Raw genomic sequence first — 18,969 nt, forward strand, 5'->3', positions numbered from 1 at the left:
GACGTTCCTCGACTTGTTGCGCCGTCAGTCAGTCGTTACTGCGGTGGCAACGTCTTCATGATCTTTCCTTGCTCCATGTCCCTGGGTGCTGTCCGAGAACACGGAGCCCGACGATGCCGCCCTCTTGTCGAGCCATCCGCTCCATAGGGTTAGCAGAAGGCCCACGCCGACCATGAGGGCGCCGACCCACGGCGTCGCACCCAAACCCAGGCGGGAATCCGCCACCAGCCCGCCGATGAAGGCGCCAAGCGCGATGCCGGCGTTGGCGGCCGACACATTGATGGTGGAAGCGATGTCCACGTTGCCAGGCCGATGGCGCTGGGCGAGCTGTACGACGTACAGTGCAAGACCAGGCACATTGCAGAACATGAGTGCACCGAGCACGCCGAGCGTCAGGATCGAGCCGAGCATTGACGACGCGGTGAAGGTGAAGATCAGCAGCACCACCGCCTGCGCGCCGAGCATCAGCGCCAGCGCCGGCACAACCTTCTTGTCGGAGACGCGCCCGCCAAGGAAATTGCCGACGATCACTGACACGCCGTAGAGCGCCAGCATCCACGCCACGCCGTTCGGGCCGAAGCCGGTGATGTCCGCCAGAATGCTGGGCAGATAGGCGAAGGCGACGAAGGTGCCGCCCCAGGCGCAGAAATTCATGCCGAACGCGATCAGCAGGCGTCCGCTGCCCAGCACCTTGACCTGCTCAATGAGGCTGCCGGCTGGCGCGATGTCGATCTTCCGGGGCAAGGTGGCCGCCATCGCCAGCAGCGACATCAGACCGATGGCCGCGACAAACCAGTAGGCCATCGGCCAGCCCAGGCGCTGGCCGATGACGGTCGCAATCGGCACACCAGCGGCAACCGCGATCGTCAGACCGCCGAACACGATCGCCACCGCCGAGGCCCGTCGGTCTTCCGTCACGAAGCTCGCGGCGATCGCTGCGCCGACACCGAAGAAGATGCCATGCGGCAAGGCGGAGACGATGCGCGCGACGATGAGGAATTCATAGCCCGCGCTCAACGCCGCAGCCGCATTGGCCAGGACGAACAAGGCCATTACCGCCAGCATCAGCGTCTTGCGCGACAGGTTTCCCGTCAGGGCCGCGAGGATCGGCGATCCGAAGCTGACGCCCAGCGCATAGCCGCTAACGACCAGACCGGCCCGCGCCAGGTTGACGCCGAAATCGTCGGCGATCTGCGGCAGCACGCCGACGCTTGCGTATTCGGTGGTGCCGATGGCGAAGCCACCGACCATCATGGACAGCAAGGCGGGCAAGGTGCCGCGCTGGGTGGAAACGGCCATCAAACACTCCGGAATAGATGAATTGGATCGATGCTTCCGAAGCGTAGAGGGATCAGCCATGATGAAATAGATGCTTTAGTTCAATTCACCATTGAAATGGATTCATTGAATGTCTCGGCAGAACATCAATCGCGCCTTCGAGATGGAAGTGTTCATTGCGGTAGTCGCCGCCGAAGGCTTCACTGCGGCCGCCGAGCCGTTGGGTATGACGGCTTCGGCCGTCAGCAAGCTCATCAATCGGCTGGAAACGCGCCTGGGGACAAAGCTGCTGCATCGCACCACACGCAAGCTGCAACTCACGCCCGAAGGCAGCGCCTTCCATGAACGCTGCCTGCGCATCCTCGACGACATCGACATCGACTGCGCCGAGCACGAGGCCGCACAGGTGGGATCGCCGCGCGGGCGCGTGCGGATCAACAGCCATGTGGCCTTCGGCGTCCATTACTTGCTGCCGCGCCTGTCGGAATTTCTGGAACGCTTCCCGGACGTTCAACTGGACGTGACGCTGAGCGACATCGTGGTCGATCTGCTGGACGATCGCAGCGACGTGGCGATCCGCACCGGGCCGCTGCCCGATTCGCGTCTTACCCAGCGCCGGCTCGGCGCCAGCGGTCTGGTGGTGGTCGCCTCGCCGGACTATCTGCGGCGCGCCGGCACTCCCGAACGGCCCGAAGACCTGCACCAGCACCGGCGCCTGGGCTTCAACTACGCCCGGCATGTGGATGCCTGGCCCTTCATCGACGGTGATGGCGCGCACATCGCCATCGCACCGTCGGGCGACCTGCGCCTGGGCGATGGCGAGAGCATGCGCCAGATGGCACTGGCAGGGGTCGCTGTGGCCCGGCTGGCGCGTTACCACGTCGGAGCTGATCTTGCCGCCGGCCGGCTGGTGCCCTTGCTGGAAAGCCACGACTGCGGCGCCGTGGAAGACATCCATGCGGTGTTCGTCGGCCCCGGCCGCCATGTGCCGGCAAGGGTCAGGGTGCTGCTCGATTTTCTGGCCGAACGGGTCGCGCAGGACTTGGCTTGAACCATCAGTAGGATGGCCATCCGCCCACGGTCAGAACTTGGGCGGATTCTCCGGCGGCGTGTAGGGAGTATTGCCATCGTCATAGAACCGTTTGCGCGTAGCCTCGGCCACACGGTTGCACAGCACGTCGCCCAGCGTGGCGCGATCGGTCTTGCACTGTTGGCGCAGTTCTTTGAGACGCGCGGGATTAGAGGCCAGTTCCTCCACGGTCGGTATGTCGGTCTTCTCAGGCGTTTCGGATTGGCCGCAGGCGGTCAGCACCACGGCCAGCAAGAGCGGGATCGCCCTCTTCATGGCTTGGGTTCCTCCAAGGGGGCAGAGAAATAGCCTGACGCTGGCCTGGCGCCTTTGGGGGATTCGATGGCCTGTACCCGCTCGATGAAACGGGCCAGCGTTTCCGAAGGTTCACTGTCCAAGCGCAGCAGATAGGTCGTGAGCATGGATGAACGGCCAACCAGCGGCCGCGCGACGAGGCCCTGTTCCTAGCTGGCCGCGATATGCGCGGCGCCGGTCAGGCCCAGGGCAAAGCCTGCGGAGACCAACGCCATCATCAGGTTGATTCTGTTGAAAAACTCCTCGTTGGGAATTCGGCAAAGTGGTCCTCAAATTTCGACCTCGTAGATCGCTCCAGAATCAATGATCGCGACATTGTTCAGGGATAAGCGCCCCGTGCGGAAGTACTCCAGAAGCGGTGCACCGAGTTTTTCAACAGAATCGGTCGCAGGATGACACTCGCTCGGTCACCAGCGGTTCCATGTCCAGGTGGCGCAGCACACGTTCAACCTGCCATGCATGCCCTTCGCATGCCTGCGGATCGCACAGCACTAGCGGGTCGCGCAGCAGTTCTTCCAGCGGAATGCGTTTTGGGCCAGCAAGAGATGGCGCGCGGGCAAAGCCCACGTCGTACAGGCCCTTGATCTGTTGCGCCAGCGGCACCTCGAAGAAGCGGATTTCGATTTCTGGCTCTTCCTGCCGGCACAGCGCCAGCAAGGCGGGCAGGCGTGGCGGCGTAGTGCCGTCGGACGAGGCGATGCGCAACTGACCGTGAAAGCCATTGGTGGCGGACTTGACGCTATCGCGGGCCTGCTCCAGTGCGGTAAAGACACGCGGAACGTGCTCCAGGAACAACCGCCCCGCACGGGTCAGTTGCGTGCTGCGAGTAGTGCGAACGAAAAGGCGTGCACCAAGTTCTTCCTCCAGTTCCTTGATAGAGCGGGACAACGGCGACTGGTCGATATGCAGTCGCTCGGCAGCACGAGCGAAGTGAAGTTCTTCGGCGACTGCCAAGAAACAACGAAGCTGGCGGAGTTCCATGACATTTCCTCCACGATGTACTTTTGCTTACCGGCCGCTTGTTCGAGTGCTTGTTTCGACTTTGGAGGAGAAGCAAACGCGCGATGCCCCTGTGCATGCAGGGGGTTTGGCCACGAGCCCCCAGCACCATCCGGCGTGAAATGCCTCGTGAGGAGGCACGAAGGTTCTCCGGCCTTCAGCGCGAGCGACCGCAGGTTCGGCGGGCCCACAGTCGCACAGGTGGCTACTGACGCATTGACGAGAGTTCGTTCTTTCATGCTTCATGCGCCGACATACGGAGCAAACGAGTGGCTGAACCGCTGCCCGCCCTCAACCAAGCTGCGCGCAGACTGCAGGCGCTGTTGCTCATAACGGCGCAGCGCCTCTTGGCCCGCGCTGCCCCGCACCCCGTCACTCGCCGCGTCGGCGAGCGCCAAGGCATCCAGCAGGGAGGCGCCGAAGCCCTTTCCGGTCATGGGCGTCGGCACGTGTGCTGCGTCTCCGACGAGTGCAATGCGCCCGCGCGCGAGGCGGTCCGGGAGGTATTCCGCAACGGGCGTGCCGATGACGGCGCGGCGGCTAATGCAGTCTAGGATGGCGTCGCGCCACGGCGTCGGCCAGTGCTTGCGGGCCTGATCTGCGAGGTCTTGGTAGACCGCCTCGGGCACATCCCTAGCACGCAGCGTGTGTTGGACCACGTCATCGGCGACACACCCGCTCTCTTCGAGTAGTCCGTTTCTGTTGGCGTCGTACCAGGCCCAGCCCAACTGGCGTGAACCTTTCTTGAGCGATCCATCCGCGCTTGGCAGCGGGTAGCCCAGCAGGATGAAATCGCCGCTGTCCAGGTAAGCGACATCGGTTGGCCAGCGAACGTTGGACGGCAGCGTGCTCTCCTGCGCCACGCCCAGCCAGATCAGGTAGCCGGCGAAGCGGGCATCTGGGCTTTGCGGGCAGACGCGCTTGCGCACCACGCTGCGATGGCCATCGGCACCGATGACGATGTCAGCGCGAAAGCGGTCACCGGCGCGGGTCATCGCCCATGCGCTGTCGTCGTCCTGATCCACGGATACCACGTCGGTGTGGGCGTAGAGGCGGATGTTCGGATCGGCGTCCGCTGCCTCGCGCAGTCCGGCGTGGACGGTGACCCAAGTTTGCACGCCGGCCGGAATCTCTTGCCCGAGCGCCGTGAGTCGAGGGCCGACGATGCGCTGCAGCAGCTTCTCCTCAACGTGGATGGCCGCGCCGGTACGCCCCGTGTCGCCCGACCTTTCCAAGACGGAGACCGTCAGTCCTGCGCGCGAAAGCGCGAGCGCCGTCATGAGGCCGGATAGCGAAGCTCCGACGATGACTGCAGTGCCTGGCATGGTCGGGTCCGGCGCTGTGCGGAGAGATGTTCGTTCACTCACGGCAACGACACCCCTGTGAGTTGGGCGAGCCGGGCCAACAACTGATTCTGAAAGGTGCGATCCGACACTTCACCGGCCGGCTTCTGCCTTTTCTTGTGATGCCAGTAGCCACCGCTGACAAGCGCAGCCGCATCGCTGCTGGTGGCCAGCCACGTCTGCGTCTGGTGACCCATCTGCAGATCGTCAGGTGCACCGGCGCCGCCCATGCGTGTGGGAACCCAACCCGGGTCGACAGCGTTACTCAGTACCTCGGGCCATCGGTGTTCGAGCGCTGCCGCAAGCGCGGCGACATGGAGCTTGGTCTCGCAGTAGGCTCTGGTGGTCTGCCAGCGACGTTCGATCCAGTCGATGTCGCGCAGCGAACCTTCCCCGTCGCGATGCATGCCGCTGCTGAGGTACACCAACCGGGCCGGTCGCTCCATCAAGGCGGTGAGCAGGTACGCCGCCAACGTGTTTACGGCGAGCACCGTTGCATGGCCCTCGGGCGTATTGCCACGGCTCGTTTCCATGTAGATACCGGCGTTGTGGATAACGGCGTCCATCCGGCCGATGGCGTTGACCTGGGCGGCGAGGGCGCGGGTTTCGGCCGCACTGGCAAGGTCACCCACCACAACGGCCGCCACACCCACCAGGCTTCCCCGCAGTGAGCGGGCTCGCTCATTGGAGCGAGCATGCACGATGACTTCATGGCCGTCGGCGATGAGTTCCTGCGCCGCTGCGCGGCCCAAGCCTTCGGACGATCCGGTGATGAAAACGCGGCTCATGGGGGTGCCTTTCTACGGGAGGATGGCCGGGCTCCTCAGTCGCTCACCCGGGAAGTGAAAGTGAGTGAAGGCCCGAAGGTCAGCAGCGGCCCCAGCTCTTTCATCACGCTAGCCACGTGGGCGTTGCTGGCGTGGGCATCGACCGCCGCTTGGTTGGCCCAGCCGTCGATGATGAAGAAGGTATTGGGCTCGCCCTGCTTTTGATGAAGGTTGTAATAGAGACAGCCCGCTTCGGCCCTGGCAGGCTCGACAAACTGGAGCGCGAGTTCGCGCACCCGTTCGCGGTCTGCCGTCTCACAGCGCAGCTCACACACGATGTGGACTTCATCCAATCGGTTTGCATTCATGGTGCTTTTTCCTTCAGTTCTTGCCGGCATAGACGCGGGTCATGCCGCCGTCCACCACCAGGTCGATGCCGCGGATGTACGCGCTGGCATCGGAGGCCAGGAACACCAGGGCATCGCCAATGTCTTGGGTGGAACCGACACGGCCAGCGGGGATTTCGGCCGAGACGCGCTCCACATAGTCCGCCACCTGCTGGTCGGTCAGCTTCTGCTCCTTGCCGTAGCCCTCGGTCGGCACCACGCCGGGACTGATGGTGTTCACGCGGATGTCGCGGTGCTTGAGGTCCGTCGTCCAGCTGCGAGCGAGTGAGCGCACTGCCGCCTTGGTCGCGGCATAGACCGCGAAGCCCGACAAGCCCATGTCCGCCGTGATGGACGCGTTGAGCACCACCGATGCCCCGTCCCGCAGTACGCCGAGCATCGTCTGCATCGTCAGCACGACGCCCTTGATGTTGATGGACAGCTCGCTGTCGATCTGTTCCTCGGTCAGTTCTTCGAGCGGGGTGGCATGGCCGCCGCCAGCGTTGGCGAACAGGATGTCGAGCTTGCCGTGCACTGCCTTGATGGTGTCCGCCACACGCTGCATGTCGGCCTTGACGCTGGCATCCGCCTTGACGCCGTGGGCGCCCTTGCCAAGCTTGGCGACGGCCGCGTCGAGAACCTCTTGCCGGCGACCCGTGATGTAGACGGTCGCGCCGTGCTCGATCAGGCTCTTGGCCGAGCCAAAGCCGATGCCAGTGGTGCCTCCGGTGACGAGCGCAATGCGCCCTTGAAGTGTTTGTGCAGTCATCTCAGTCCCTTCAGCGGTTGACGGTTTTCATCATCTGGGCGTTGTAGCGTTCGCCCGTAACGGGCACCTTGGCCATCACATCGGCCAGTTCCTGCAGGTCGGCCGCCGTCAGCTCGACGCTGGCGCCGCCGATGTTTTCTTCCAGCCGGTGCAGCTTGGTGGTGCCGGGGATCGGCGTGATCCAGGGTTTTTGTGCCAGCAGCCAGGCCAGGGCGACCTGCGCGGGCGTGGCGTTCTTGCGCCGGGCCACTTCGCCGATCAGCGTGACCAGGTTGTGGTTGGCCTCTCGCGCTTCGTCGGCAAAGCGCGGCAGGTTCCGGCGCACGTCGCCTTCGGCGAAGGTCGTTCCGGCGTCGATCTTGCCGGTCAGGAAGCCCTTACCCAGCGGGCTGAAGGTCACGAAGCCAATGCCCAACTCTTCCAGAGTCGGGATGATTTCCTGTTCCGGCTCGCGGGTGAACATCGAGTATTCACTCTGCAGCGCGGCCACGGGTTGGACCGCATGGGCGGCGCGGATGGCGTTCACGCCGGCTTCGCTCAGGCCGAAATGCTTCACCTTGCCTTCTTGGATGAGATCGCGCACGGTGCCGGCCACGTCTTCCATCGGCACGTTCGGGTCCACACGGTGTTGGTAGAACAGGTCGATACGGTCGGTCTTCAGGCGCTTGAGCGACTGTTCGGCGACCAGGCGGATGCGGGCGGGCGTGCTGTCGAGGCCGGCGGTGGCGATGCCGTCCTTGAAGCCGAACTTGGTGGCCAAGACGACCTGGTCGCGGAAGGGGGCGACGGCCTCGCCGAGCATTTCTTCATTCACCGCGCCGTAGGCTTCCGCGCTGTCGAAGAACGTGACGCCGCGCTCAAACGCGGCGCGGATCAGTTCGATCCCAGCCGACATCTCGGTGGCCGGCCCGTAGCCGAATGTCAGGCCCATGCAGCCCAGGCCGATGGCGGAGACTTCAAGGCCGTTCTTGCCCAGTGTGCGCTTTTGCATATTCAGCTCCTTCAGAGTTGGTTGCTGCCCTCTTTGGTGGTGCCGAAATGGCTGTGTTTGGAAGGCATGTAAGTACTTTAGAAACTTGAGGGTCATGTGAGAACCCGGCATACTTCTCTAACCGATATGAGCTATATTCATGACAGACCGGATCGACCTCAACAGCCTCTCGTCGTTCATCGTGGTGGCACGCGAGCGCAGCTTTACGCGCGCCGCGGCCCAGTTGGGCGTTACCCAATCGGCGCTGAGCCACAGCATGCGGGCGCTGGAGGAGCGCCTGGGCGTGCGGCTGCTGGCGCGCACCACCCGGGGCGCGGCGCCGACCGAGGCGGGAGAGCGGCTGCTCTTGAGCCTGGCGCCGCACTACGAAGGCATAGCGGCGGAGCTGGCCGCCCTCAGCGATCTGCGCGACAAGCCCGCGGGCACCATCCGCATCACCACGCATGACCACGCGGCGTCCACCATCCTCTGGCCCAAGCTGTCGAAGCTGTTGCCTGCGTATCCGGACATCCAGCTGGAAATCAGCATCGGCTACGGCTTGATCGACATCGTGGCCGAGCGGTTCGACGCCGGGGTGCGCATCGGCGACCAGATTGCCAAGGACATGATTGCGGTCCGCATCTCTCCGGACTTCAGGATGGCCGTCGCGGCGTCACCGGCCTATTTTGCGAATCGGCCCCAACCCCAAACGCCGCAAGACCTCACGCAGCACAACTGCGGCAACCTGCGTATGGCAACACACGGGGGGCTGTATGCCTGGGAGTTCGTGCAGGACGGACGGGAGGTACATGTGCATGTACCTGGCCAGCTCATTTTCAGTACCTCCACCCAGTTGCTCACCGCCGCGCTAGAAGGGTATGCGCTGGCCTATGCGCCCGAGGACGTGGTTCAGCCGCACATCGAGGCTGGCCGCCTGGTGCGTGTGCTGGAGGAATGGAGCCCGACCTTCCCGGGCTACCACCTCTACTACCCCAGCCGCCGCCAATCCTTGCCCGCCTTCGCGCTCGTGGTCGAGGCGCTCAAGCTGCGGGATTGAGACAGCGATACCAAGGCGGGGCCGACCAACTTACAAAGGGGAAGAACGCGCTTGTGAACGCGCAGTACGTACTGAACAGTTCGTTGCTGAGTAAGCGCCTATAGGGCGCGTACAGAACCGCTACTGGGCCGTGACCAGATCAGGCAAGGACGCCATATCAATGACAAATCGATAGCGGACGTCGGAACGCTCCATGCGCTCGTAGGCCTCGCTGATCTGGTCCATGCGGATCATTTCGCAATCCGGCAAGATGTTCTTCTTCGCGCAGAATTCAAGCATTTCCTGCGTCTCGTGGATGCCGCCGATCGGCGAGCCAGCAACGCGGCGTCGGCCCAGGATCATCGGAACAGTGCTCTGCTCGGCAAGTGGGCCGATCTGGCCCACCAGAACCAGCGTGCCATCAACATCCAGCAGCGGCATGTAAGGATTGAGGTCGTGCTTGACCGGCACCGTATCAATGATGAGATCGAAACGAGACTGCGCCTTGGCCATGGCCGCTTCATCGCTGGAAATCAGCAGACGGTCAGCCCCCAGGGTCAGTGCGTCTGCTTCTTTACTCGGTGAACGGCTAAGCACGGTGACATCCGCACCGAGGCCAACCGCGAGCTTGACCGCCATATGGCCTAGGCCGCCGAGTCCGATGATGCCGACACGGCTGCCCGGGCCGACATTCCAAGTGCGCAGCGGCGAGTAGGTGGTGATGCCGGCGCACAGTAGTGGCGCAGCCTTTGACAGATCCAAGCCGGCCGGCATGCTCAGGACGAATTCCTCGCGAACCACAAGGTGCTTAGAGTAGCCGCCATAGGTGATGTCCTGAGTGAGGCGGTCGCGATCGTTGTAGGTTTGGGTCATGCCATTGCGGCACAGTTGTTCCTCGCCCTTGTGGCATTGATCGCAATGCTGGCATGAATCAACCATGCAACCCACGGCAACGGCATCGCCAATCTTGTGCTTCGTCACCTTGTCGCCGACTTCAATCACGCGGCCGATGATCTCGTGGCCTGGGACGACGGGATAGGTCGTCCAGCCCCAATCGTTCCGGGCGGTATGCAAATCCGAGTGGCAGACACCGCAGTAGAGAACCTCCATGGCCACGTCGTTCGGACGCAAAGCTCGGCGCTCAAACTCGAAAGGTGCAAGTGGTGAAGTGGAATTTTGCGCGGCGTAACCGGTGGTTTTCATATCTGATTTCCAAGATGGATTAGGACAGCCCCGTGATTGGGCAGCATCGGGTGGCACCGCTTCCCATGCATCAAACGTGACAGCCGTCAGGGGACGAAGCCAGTACTCGACGGCAGTTCGCGTCACGCTGCGAACCGTGTGAGCTTGACAAGCAGGTGTGCCGCCACTCCGCCAGTATTGGCTAGCAGCTTATGTGGCGATGATAGAAGGACCTATCCCATTGATTAAGGCCCATAACTTGCATGAAGTCATAAGCCATGCTAATCAATAGGCTCGGCTCTCAGTAATTTTCGCCATGCCGACTATTTTTTGTAGCGCAACGATTCGATCAGCAAGACGATTGCTCGCGACGATTGGCGGCGACTCGGATAAAACAAGTGGAAGCCGGGAAACGTGGGATGCCAGTCCTCAAGTACCTTTTTGAGTCGTCCCTTGGCGACATGGGCCTGTGCAATTTCCTCGGGAACAAACGCCAGTCCAAACCCCGCCAAGGCGGCCTCCAGAACCTGATAAATGCCATTGAAAACAAATTGCCCTCCGACACGGACCCTCAGTTCGCGCTTGCCTTTCTTTAGCTCCCAAGCGTAAGGCCCGCCGTAAGTCGGCAAGTGCAAATTGATGCAGTCATGGTGAGCCAGGTCCTGCGGCGTCTTCGGTGCCGGCCGCTTCGCTAGGTAAGAGCGTGATCCGACGACTACAAAGCGCACATCCGGCCCAATTCGGACAGCGATCATGTCTTTGGCAACCTCGTCGCCGAGACGAACGCCCATGTCATAGCGTTCCGCAACGATGTCGGAAAAGCCATAGTCGATCATCACTTCGATCTTGATATCGGGATACTTGGCAGTGAATTTCGTCAGCTTCGGCCACAGGACCGAATTGAGCGCGTAGTCGGTGGTCGTGATGCGAATAGTGCCTTTGGGCTTATCCCTCAGTTCAGCCACTGCGGCTAATTCGGCCTCGACTTCCTCTATCCGAGGTGCCGCCGACAACAGCAGGTGCTCTCCCGCCTCGGTAGGCGAGACGCTACGTGTCGTGCGCGTCAAGAGCCTGACACCAAGCCTTTCCTCGAACGCGCGGATGGTCTGACTCAGGGCCGACTGGGATACGCCAAGCTGCGCGGCCGCTCGGGTGAAGCTCCGCTCCCTTGCGACGACGATGAAGGAAAGTAGATCCGTGAGATTGCTGCGTGACATTGATAACTCCCACTTATGAGTCGATCCAAACCCTATCTTACGGCTCAGGTAGCCAGATTGGAGCGATGACGTGGCTGAAGGTACAAGCGTGAAGACTGGATACCGACGGGACGGAGCGACGTAGCGAGGGATATGTTCCTTCATCGCGGCCCGACTGATGGGGCGGTTGGTCAGTTCGTCATGCTTTGAGCGCTCTTGCTGCCAACCACCGCCGCCCCGTTGGCACGCAGACCATCCGTTTCCAGCATTGAAGCATCTGGAGTGAAAATTGCTAAGTGCAATTAAGAAGCAGCACTTATAAGCTCATGCCGATTTTGATGTCTAGTCACGCAATGGAGCCCGCCTTATAGTTTTATGGCAAGGGTATATGCACACAAAACCCGAAAATTTTGGAAGCAATCCCACCATGAACGAGCACACTTCGACGACGAGGAAATTTTCCTCAAAAGCTGTCCTGCACGCCGCTACCGCGCTGGTCACTGCTGTGTCGCTGACCGCCGCCGCAGATCCCTCAACGGATGCCAAGGCGAAAGTTGAAATTACCCGTGCAGGCAGCCAGGCCTCATACATTGGATCCAACGACACATTCACCGGTCGGGTTCGTGGAGATCCTGTCTGGCCCGGAAACGAGCACATCAATGCCTCGGGCGGTTTGGTGACGTTCGAACCTGGTGCTCGTTCGGCTTGGCACGTTCACCCCGCAGGGCAACGTCTCGTGGTGGTGGCAGGCGTGGGTCGCACCCAGGAGTGGGGGCAGCCTATGCAGGAAATCCGCCCGGGTGACGTTGTCTGGTGCCCGCCTGGGGTCAAGCATTGGCATGGCGCCAGCCCAACCACGGGAATGACCCATCTTGCGGTCACCGGTTCAGTGGATGGAAAGCAAGTCCAATGGATGGAGAAAGTGACCGATGAACAGTACAACGGGCGCTAGCGCTCGCAAGGCCAACACACTGGTCGTGGCCTTGGTCCTGTGTCTGACTACAGGATTGATTCAAACCCCCGCAAATGCACAGGTGTCTCGCTGCATGACTTCCGAAAATACCTCCGCCGAAACGCTTTCTGCCCAACAGCAGGCCATCGTTCCCATTGCTGCATTCGCTGCTGCAGGCGATATGCCTAAGCTGAGCGCGGCTTTGACCCAAGGCCTGGATGCTGGCCTCGCGATCAGTGATGCCAAGGAGGTGTTGGTGCAACTCTATGCCTACGCAGGTTTTCCGCGCAGCCTCAACGCCCTCACCGAGTTGATGAAGGTTTTGGAAGAACGCCGCAAGCGTGGCATTCAGGACTCCCCTGGCTGTGAACCCAGCCATGCCATTCCTAAAGGTGATGCGCTTCGCGTTGCGGGCACGGACAACCAGACAAAGTTGGTCGGTAAGCCCGTGCAAGGGCCGCTGTTCGATTTTGCGCCCGCCATTGGCGAGTACCTGCAGACCCATCTGTTTGGCGACATCTTCGAACGTGACAACCTCGACTGGAAAAAGCGTGAGCTTGCCACCGTGGGCATGCTGTCCGCACTGCCCGGAGCCGAAGCACAACTGCAATCACACATGGGTATCAGCATGAACGTGGGCATCACGGTTTCTCAGCTGCGTCACCTCACTCAACTGCTGGCCGACCGCGTAGGTCCCGAGAACGCTCGGCGTGGCAGAGAGGCTTTGGAGCGGCAGCTTGCCGCGCAGCCCGGCAAGTGATGTCTTATCTGACTTCAAAGAACCCGCAGCTCATATGTGGGCAGTCTTCATAAGTCAGGGGGGCATCTCGGGAGATGAGTCTCAAAGGTGACGCACATGGTCAAAGCAATTAAATGCCTGGCGGCAGTTGCCCCACTCATATTTTCCTCTGCTTGCGGAAATATTGCTGCGCACAATCAAGCTTCCGCCGCTGCACGGTCCGCATCCCAAGATCGAGTTGCCGTGGGAGTTGATGCCGAGCCTCGCGGGTACTTGATTGCTAATTTCACGGTTTTTAATGAAGAACCTTTCAACCAGTACCGCAGTGACGTTAGGAAATTCTTTGGCAACTTCCAGGGCAAGATGATCATGAGGGATACGAATGCCATAGCGATGGAAGGCGACGCCGCCAAACAAGTTATGGCGATCATCGAATTTTCAAATCTCGGTGCAGCGAAGAAATATTACTTCTCTCCTGAATATACCGCTGCCAAAAAAAATCGTATCACCGCAACCGACAGCCTTGTTGCATTGGCCTCGGGCGTTCAGGGTGTGGTCTCAGAGCAAACGAACCCCGCTCGTGGATATCTGATTGTGAACTACTCCAGGCGGGACATTGTTGCCGTCAATGAGCATCTGGAGAAAATCAAACCTTTGCTCGAAACCTACAACGGGCGATTTATTTCATCTGATGGGAATGCGGAAGTGGTAGAGGGTTCTCGCGACCAACTTTTGGCAATCATTGACTTTCCTGGCATTTCATATGCAACGAAGTTCTATCGATCCCTCGAATACACCGCATTGCGTCAATCGCAAATCCCGAACATCCCGGTCACCATCGTGATCGGCAACGGTATGCCCGGCTGACGTTTCTCCTTCTCCTGCTCTGCGAGACCTTCTGCCACTACCGAGAAAGATCAATCCATGACAAGCCCATCCATCAACGAATTCACCAGCAGCGGTCATTCTTGTGCAGATGACTTAGACAGCCCAATCGCAGGCGAGTGTACAAACAATCGTCGTCGCTTTCTCAGAATGAGCGCGACTCTAAGTGTCGCCTCAATTGCTGCTCCGTTCGGCGCCGACGCCGCCACAGGTAATACCTCGCCCCGGAAGAATTCTTCACCGACATCGTCAAAGACAAGAGTCTTGGGACGCGGCGACTACCGCCTTGAGGTCTCCTCCATGGGCCTAGGGTGCATGGGAATGACCTACCACCGTGGGCTGGTTCCAAGCCGCGAGGTCTCGATTCGCTTGATCCGCGATGCTTTCGAGGCCGGCGTCACGTTCTTCGATACGGCGGAAGTGTACGGCCCCAATAACAATGAGGAACTGGTCGGAGAAGCCGTCGCTCCGATACGGAATGAAATTGTTCTAGTCACAAAATTCGGCTTCCAGATTGAGAATGGAAAAATTGGAGGTCTCAATAGCCGCCCTGAACAAATTCGGCGTGCAACTGAGGGCTCCCTGAAAAGGCTGAAAACAGATCGTATCGATCTGCTGTACCAGCATCGCATCGATCCCCGTGTTCCGATGGAGGATGTCGCCGGCACAGTGAAGGACCTTATCCGCGAAGGCAAAGTTCGGCGCTTTGGTCTTTGCGAGGCAGACCCCGACTCAATCAGGAGAGCGCACAAGGTATTACCCGTGACGGCCCTGCAGAGCGAATTCTCATTGATGTACCGGGAACCGCTGACTCGAATCTTTCCGACGCTGCAGGAACTTGGGATCGGCTTCGTCCCTTACAGCCCTGTGGGACGTGGCTTCCTTACCGGCATGATTAATCAGAACACCAAGTTCTATCCTGAAAATGACAATAGACCGGATCTGCCGCGCTTCAAACCCGAGAGCATTGCATCAAACTGGCCGCTTATCACCGCAATGTACGAGTTCGGACATCAACGCGGCTTGACGAACGCTCAGGTTGCATTGGCGTGGTTATCTGCTCAGGAGATTGGAATGGTACCCATACCTGGAACTACGAAGCTGGCGCATCTAAGAGAGAATCTGGCGTCGGCAGAATTTCAATTCTCACCAGATGAGCTTCGGGCATTCAACAGCACCATATCGAAGATCAGAATTGATGGAGAAAGATACAGCCCGGAACAAGCTGCTGGGGGCAATGTAGCGCTATAGGACGCACTCGGAAGATCTGCTGCCTATAGCGCTTCCTTCCAGTTGCAACCATCTCCCTATGAATAGGGGGATGGCCATTAGAAATCAATGCCCACATCCTGCCCGGAAGCCTGTTGCCTACGTTTGAGGTCACGGCGTGCATCGACACGATGGCACTGGATTTTTTAGAACATTTCTATGCCCAGCAGAATTCAGAATTTCAAGATTACCCGGCGCAGTCTCATGATCAATGCAGCCGTTATGGCGGCAGGAATGGTAGCGGCAATCAAGGGGAACACTTCGCCAAACAAGACAGCGAGCGCATCGGCAAAAGGTGAGACTTCCGCACGCATATTGATAACCGGGTCCTCTGACGGATTGGGCATGCTCGCGGGCAAGATGCTCGCAACGGGTGGTCATCGTGTCATTCTGCATGCACGGAATGCACGGCGAGCCGAGGCCACCCGAAAGGCGCTTCCCGCTTGCGAGGCCGTCGTCATTGGCGACGTCTCAAGCCTGGCCGGCATGCGCACGGTTGCCGAGCAGGCCAACGCGCTGGGGCGATGTGACGCCGTCATCCACAACGTCGGCATTGGCGATCGCGAGCCCCGGCGTATTGAAACGGTGGATGGGCTGTCCCATCTGTTTGCCATCAACGTTGTTGCTCCCTATTTACTGACTGCGTTGATCACTCGGCCCGAGCGATTGATCTATTTAGGTTCGAGCATGCACATGGGTGGTAATGCCAGTTTGGAAGATCCGCAGTGGGCCAAACGTAGTTGGAACGGCTCCCAAGCATACTCCGATAGTAAATTGTTCGATCTGATCTTGGCGATGGGAGTGGCCCGGCGCTGGCCCGATGTTCGTGCCAACGCGGTAGAACCCGGCTGGGTTCCGACCCGAATGGGAGGCGCCCATGCACCTGACGACCTTTCTGAAGGGGCTGTCACCCAAGCCTGGCTGGCGTCGAGCAATGATTCCGCCGCGCTCGTCACTGGCCAGAATTTCTACCACAAGAAGCCACAGCGAATGCTTCCTGTCGCGCGCGACAAAGATGTGCAAGATCGATTGTTCGATTATTTACGTGGCATTACAGGTGCCTCGATCACCTGACCTATCTCGCGGCGCACATTCTCCTGCCTCTATTTGTCGTTGACGCATCTGGGCTGGCGCAAGGCGTCGACTCAGGTGTTTATGAGCCATTTTAAATCATCGGACATGGGGCACATTCGATAGCGCCTGTCCTGAGCGAAGGAACGCATTTATGTCATCAAGAAGGCTCCTTCCTGGGGCCGAGAGTGGCCTGATGGCCAGAATTCGAAGAATAATCGATATGCGTTCAGACGAGACAAGCGCCGTTGCTTGGTCGTGGCTCTATGTCTTTTCGCTATTCCTGGCTTACTACGTCTTGCGTCCCATACGGGACGAACTCGGCGTGGCTGGTGGAGTTCGGAATCTCCCTTGGCTTTTTACAGGGACGCTGCTGGTGATGCTTGCCGTGAATCCCCTGTTTGCATTTGCTGTACGTCGCTGGCCACGTGAGCGCTTCATCGCCATCGCCTACAGATTTTTCGCAGCGAATCTTTTGGTATTCATGGTGCTGCTCAAGACGGCAGCGCCGGAACATCACGTTTGGATCGGGCGGGCGTTCTTCATTTGGGTCTCAGTCTTCAATCTCTTTGTTGTCTCGGTTTTCTGGTTTTTTGTCGTTGATGTGTTCAATGCGGAGCAAGGAAAGCGGCTCTTTGGCTTCCTGGCGACCGGCGCTACGGTAGGCGGAATCGCAGGCTCAAGCCTGACTTCCGGGCTGGTGGAAAAAATCGGGCAGGATTGGTTGCTTCTCGCTTCAATCCTGTTTCTTGAAATCGCCGTCTTCGCGTCCCGCCGCCTTTCCTCGTTCAGCGACGCATTCCAGCGCCCCACTAAAACTGACCTCCATGCCCCGATTGGTGGCGGCATCTTCGCCGGGATTTCGCACACCTTGCGCTCTCCATACTTGTTGGGGATAGCGTTCTTTATTCTCTTCTATTCAGTCACCTCTACATTCCTGTATTTCCAGCAAGCAACCATCGCGGAGGCGCACTTCACGGATCGAGGGGCGCGCACGGCCTTCTTCGCCGATATCGACTTTTGGGTAAACGCCGTTACGTTGTTCTTCCAACTATTCTTGACGGGGCGCCTGGTTGGGATGTTTGGTGTGGCCATGACGTTGTGCGTGCTGCCTCTTTTCAGCGTAGTTGGGTTCGCAGCCTTGGCCACCGCTCCGGCGATAGGAGTTTTTGTCGCAGTGCAAGTTGCTCGCCGTGTAAGTAACTTTGCGCTGTCCCGGCCGACGCGCGAGGTTCTTTTCACCGCCGTGCGGAGGGAGGATCGCTACAAGGCTAAGAACTTCATCGATACCGTCGTCTATCGCCTCGGCGATCAGGTCGGAAGTTGGACTTATGCGGCGCTCGCCGGGTTGTTCGGGCTCGGCATGGCAGGAATCGCTGTGGTTGCCGTTCCTCTCTCCGCTCTTTGGCTGGCGCTGTCAGTCTGGCTAGGCCGGCAGCACCGGCGCCGCAACAATGACGCCAACGAGGTGGCTCTGGATGCACCTTTGCAGGCGCGTGACGCCATCTAAGGCCCGACCCTGATGAATCGCAGAAACCTGCTCGCGTTCGCACTCTCCGCGCCTTTAGCACTTCCCTTTGCGCGTGCGCAGACACAGTCATCCGCAAGCTATCGCCAGTTGCAGGTCGGCCGTAACGAGCTCATCCTTGAGCCGGATCTCCCGATCATCGACGCACACCACCATCTGTTCGACCGGCCCGGTCTGCGCTACATGATTGACGACTACCTGGCCGACACGAATGCAGGCCATCGCGTGGTTGCCTCGGTGTACGTGGAGACTTCGGCCTTCGCTCGGACGCATGGCTCAGAAATGCTGCGGCCACTGGGCGAAATCGAGTTTGCCAACGGCATTGGCGCGATGTGCGAGAGCGGACGATACGGCTGTCGGGCCTGTGCCGCGATCGTGGGTCACGCAGATTTCCGGCTTGGTGACCAAGTGGCTGGGCTGCTGGACAGTGCGATGGAGCGTGCGCCTGATCGGTTCCGGGGAGTGCGCCAAGTCACCATGGAACACCCCTCTGAAGCGCCGTATCGGTTCATTCCGAACAGGCCGCCGAGCGGCGTGATGAAGAGCGCAGGCTTTCGGCCCGCCTTCGCCCACCTCGCCAAACGGGGCTTGAGTTTCGACGCGGCCGTGTTTCATCACCAGTTGCCGGAGGTGATCGCGCTGGCGGATGCCTTCCCCGATACAACCATCGTTCTGAACCACTGTGGCCAAGCCATGGCGATGGACATGGATGAGCTGGCGAGGCAACAGGTGTTCCGCGAGTACAGCAGACTAATGACCGAGGCAGGCCGGCGTCCGAATATCTACTGCAAGGTGGGGGGGCTGGGGATGCCCTTCTGGGGCTTCCGATTCGAGGAGCGCAATGACTCAATCGGATATCGAGAGCTTGCGACGGCTTGGCGTCCCTATGTGGAGACCACTATCGAGGCCTTTGGTGCCAGCCGCTGTCTGATGGAAAGCAACTATCCCCCGGATGGCCGATCAGCCGGCTTCGTACCGCTTTGGAACGCCCTAAAGCACATCGTGCGCTCCGCATCGGCTGAAGACAAGGCCGCGTTGTTCCACGGCACGGCGGCGAAGGTCTACCGTATTCCTCTACCCGATGTGGATGCCGAGAAGGCATCGGCTACATAACTGTATCTGTTGAGGTGAGCAGCGATAGAGGACTCTTACTGCTGCGAAGGTGCATGCGTTACATGCGGCAAGGCTGTTCGCGAAATCGATGGCTCGGAGTCT

Annotated in this window: 18 protein-coding genes and 2 pseudogenes; 9 read left to right on the plus strand and 11 right to left on the minus strand. The window is 60.0% G+C overall.

All coding sequences use genetic code 11. From position 1 onward, the window contains the following. Positions 1-24: 24 nt before the first annotated feature. Positions 25-1,299: an MFS transporter gene (locus AAFF27_12845; protein ID XAH26019.1), complete on the minus strand. Its 1,275-nt coding sequence runs from the start codon at positions 1,297-1,299 to the stop codon at positions 25-27. A 109-nt stretch (positions 1,300-1,408) separates the two neighbouring features. Between AAFF27_12845 and AAFF27_12850 the strand changes: the two genes are divergently transcribed. Further along, positions 1,409-2,329, plus strand: coding sequence for a LysR family transcriptional regulator (locus tag AAFF27_12850; protein XAH26020.1), 921 nt, complete (start codon positions 1,409-1,411; stop codon positions 2,327-2,329). A gap of 30 nt (positions 2,330-2,359) precedes the next feature. On the opposite strand, the gene AAFF27_12855 is transcribed toward AAFF27_12850, so the two are convergent. The 8 genes and pseudogenes from AAFF27_12855 to AAFF27_12890 form a co-directional block, all read right to left on the minus strand. Continuing rightward, positions 2,360-2,623: an EexN family lipoprotein gene (locus tag AAFF27_12855; GenBank protein XAH26021.1), complete on the minus strand. Its 264-nt coding sequence runs from the start codon at positions 2,621-2,623 to the stop codon at positions 2,360-2,362. Beyond that, positions 2,620-2,886: pseudogene (locus tag AAFF27_12860) on the minus strand (LysR family transcriptional regulator). The gene AAFF27_12855 and the pseudogene AAFF27_12860 overlap by 4 nt, the downstream one beginning before the upstream one ends. A 160-nt stretch (positions 2,887-3,046) precedes the next feature. Further along, positions 3,047-3,643: pseudogene (locus AAFF27_12865) on the minus strand (LysR family transcriptional regulator). 260 nt (positions 3,644-3,903) lie between these two features. Then, the gene (locus AAFF27_12870; protein ID XAH26022.1) at positions 3,904-4,986 is read right to left on the minus strand and encodes an FAD-dependent monooxygenase; all 1,083 of its coding nucleotides are present in this window, start codon (positions 4,984-4,986) and stop codon (positions 3,904-3,906) included. A 38-nt stretch (positions 4,987-5,024) separates the two neighbouring features. Beyond that, on the minus strand, positions 5,025-5,792 hold the full coding sequence (locus tag AAFF27_12875) for an SDR family NAD(P)-dependent oxidoreductase (GenBank protein XAH26023.1): 768 nt from the start codon (positions 5,790-5,792) through the stop codon (positions 5,025-5,027). Between the two features lie 35 nt (positions 5,793-5,827). After that, complete coding sequence (locus AAFF27_12880) at positions 5,828-6,139, minus strand: putative quinol monooxygenase (GenBank protein ID XAH26024.1); 312 nt, start codon at positions 6,137-6,139, stop codon at positions 5,828-5,830. Between the two features lie 13 nt (positions 6,140-6,152). Further along, positions 6,153-6,926, minus strand: a complete 774-nt coding sequence (locus AAFF27_12885) for an SDR family oxidoreductase (protein XAH26025.1) — start codon at positions 6,924-6,926, stop codon at positions 6,153-6,155. 10 nt (positions 6,927-6,936) lie between these two features. Beyond that, positions 6,937-7,917: an aldo/keto reductase gene (locus tag AAFF27_12890; GenBank protein XAH26026.1), complete on the minus strand. Its 981-nt coding sequence runs from the start codon at positions 7,915-7,917 to the stop codon at positions 6,937-6,939. Between the two features lie 139 nt (positions 7,918-8,056). Here AAFF27_12890 and AAFF27_12895 point away from each other — a divergent pair, with 139 nt between their 5' ends. Beyond that, positions 8,057-8,953, plus strand: a complete 897-nt coding sequence (locus AAFF27_12895; GenBank protein XAH26027.1) for a LysR family transcriptional regulator — start codon at positions 8,057-8,059, stop codon at positions 8,951-8,953. Positions 8,954-9,073: 120 nt separating this feature from the next. Here the strand turns inward: AAFF27_12895 and AAFF27_12900 are convergent, their stop codons facing one another. Together AAFF27_12900 and AAFF27_12905 are read right to left on the minus strand one after the other, a co-directional pair. Further along, positions 9,074-10,135, minus strand: a complete 1,062-nt coding sequence (locus AAFF27_12900; GenBank protein XAH26028.1) for an NAD(P)-dependent alcohol dehydrogenase — start codon at positions 10,133-10,135, stop codon at positions 9,074-9,076. Between the two features lie 302 nt (positions 10,136-10,437). Beyond that, the gene (locus AAFF27_12905) at positions 10,438-11,331 is read right to left on the minus strand and encodes a LysR family transcriptional regulator (protein ID XAH26029.1); all 894 of its coding nucleotides are present in this window, start codon (positions 11,329-11,331) and stop codon (positions 10,438-10,440) included. Between the two features lie 406 nt (positions 11,332-11,737). Here AAFF27_12905 and AAFF27_12910 point away from each other — a divergent pair, with 406 nt between their 5' ends. From AAFF27_12910 to AAFF27_12940, 7 genes are all read left to right on the plus strand, one after another. Next, the gene (locus AAFF27_12910) at positions 11,738-12,262 is read left to right on the plus strand and encodes a cupin domain-containing protein (protein ID XAH26030.1); all 525 of its coding nucleotides are present in this window, start codon (positions 11,738-11,740) and stop codon (positions 12,260-12,262) included. A gap of 94 nt (positions 12,263-12,356) precedes the next feature. Continuing rightward, positions 12,357-13,022, plus strand: a complete 666-nt coding sequence (locus AAFF27_12915) for a carboxymuconolactone decarboxylase family protein (protein XAH26031.1) — start codon at positions 12,357-12,359, stop codon at positions 13,020-13,022. Between the two features lie 96 nt (positions 13,023-13,118). Then, positions 13,119-13,868, plus strand: a complete 750-nt coding sequence (locus tag AAFF27_12920; GenBank protein XAH26032.1) for a DUF1330 domain-containing protein — start codon at positions 13,119-13,121, stop codon at positions 13,866-13,868. 318 nt (positions 13,869-14,186) lie between these two features. Beyond that, entirely contained in the window at positions 14,187-15,137 is a 951-nt protein-coding gene (locus AAFF27_12925) for an aldo/keto reductase (GenBank protein ID XAH26231.1), read from the plus strand. A 177-nt stretch (positions 15,138-15,314) separates the two neighbouring features. After that, positions 15,315-16,229, plus strand: a complete 915-nt coding sequence (locus AAFF27_12930) for an SDR family NAD(P)-dependent oxidoreductase (protein ID XAH26033.1) — start codon at positions 15,315-15,317, stop codon at positions 16,227-16,229. Between the two features lie 220 nt (positions 16,230-16,449). Continuing rightward, positions 16,450-17,736: an MFS transporter gene (locus AAFF27_12935; GenBank protein XAH26034.1), complete on the plus strand. Its 1,287-nt coding sequence runs from the start codon at positions 16,450-16,452 to the stop codon at positions 17,734-17,736. A gap of 12 nt (positions 17,737-17,748) precedes the next feature. Further along, the gene (locus AAFF27_12940) at positions 17,749-18,867 is read left to right on the plus strand and encodes an amidohydrolase family protein (protein XAH26035.1); all 1,119 of its coding nucleotides are present in this window, start codon (positions 17,749-17,751) and stop codon (positions 18,865-18,867) included. Positions 18,868-18,969 lie beyond the last annotated feature (102 nt).

The organism is Xylophilus sp. GW821-FHT01B05 (genome assembly GCA_038961845.1).
Classification (GTDB): domain Bacteria; phylum Pseudomonadota; class Gammaproteobacteria; order Burkholderiales; family Burkholderiaceae_C; genus Xylophilus.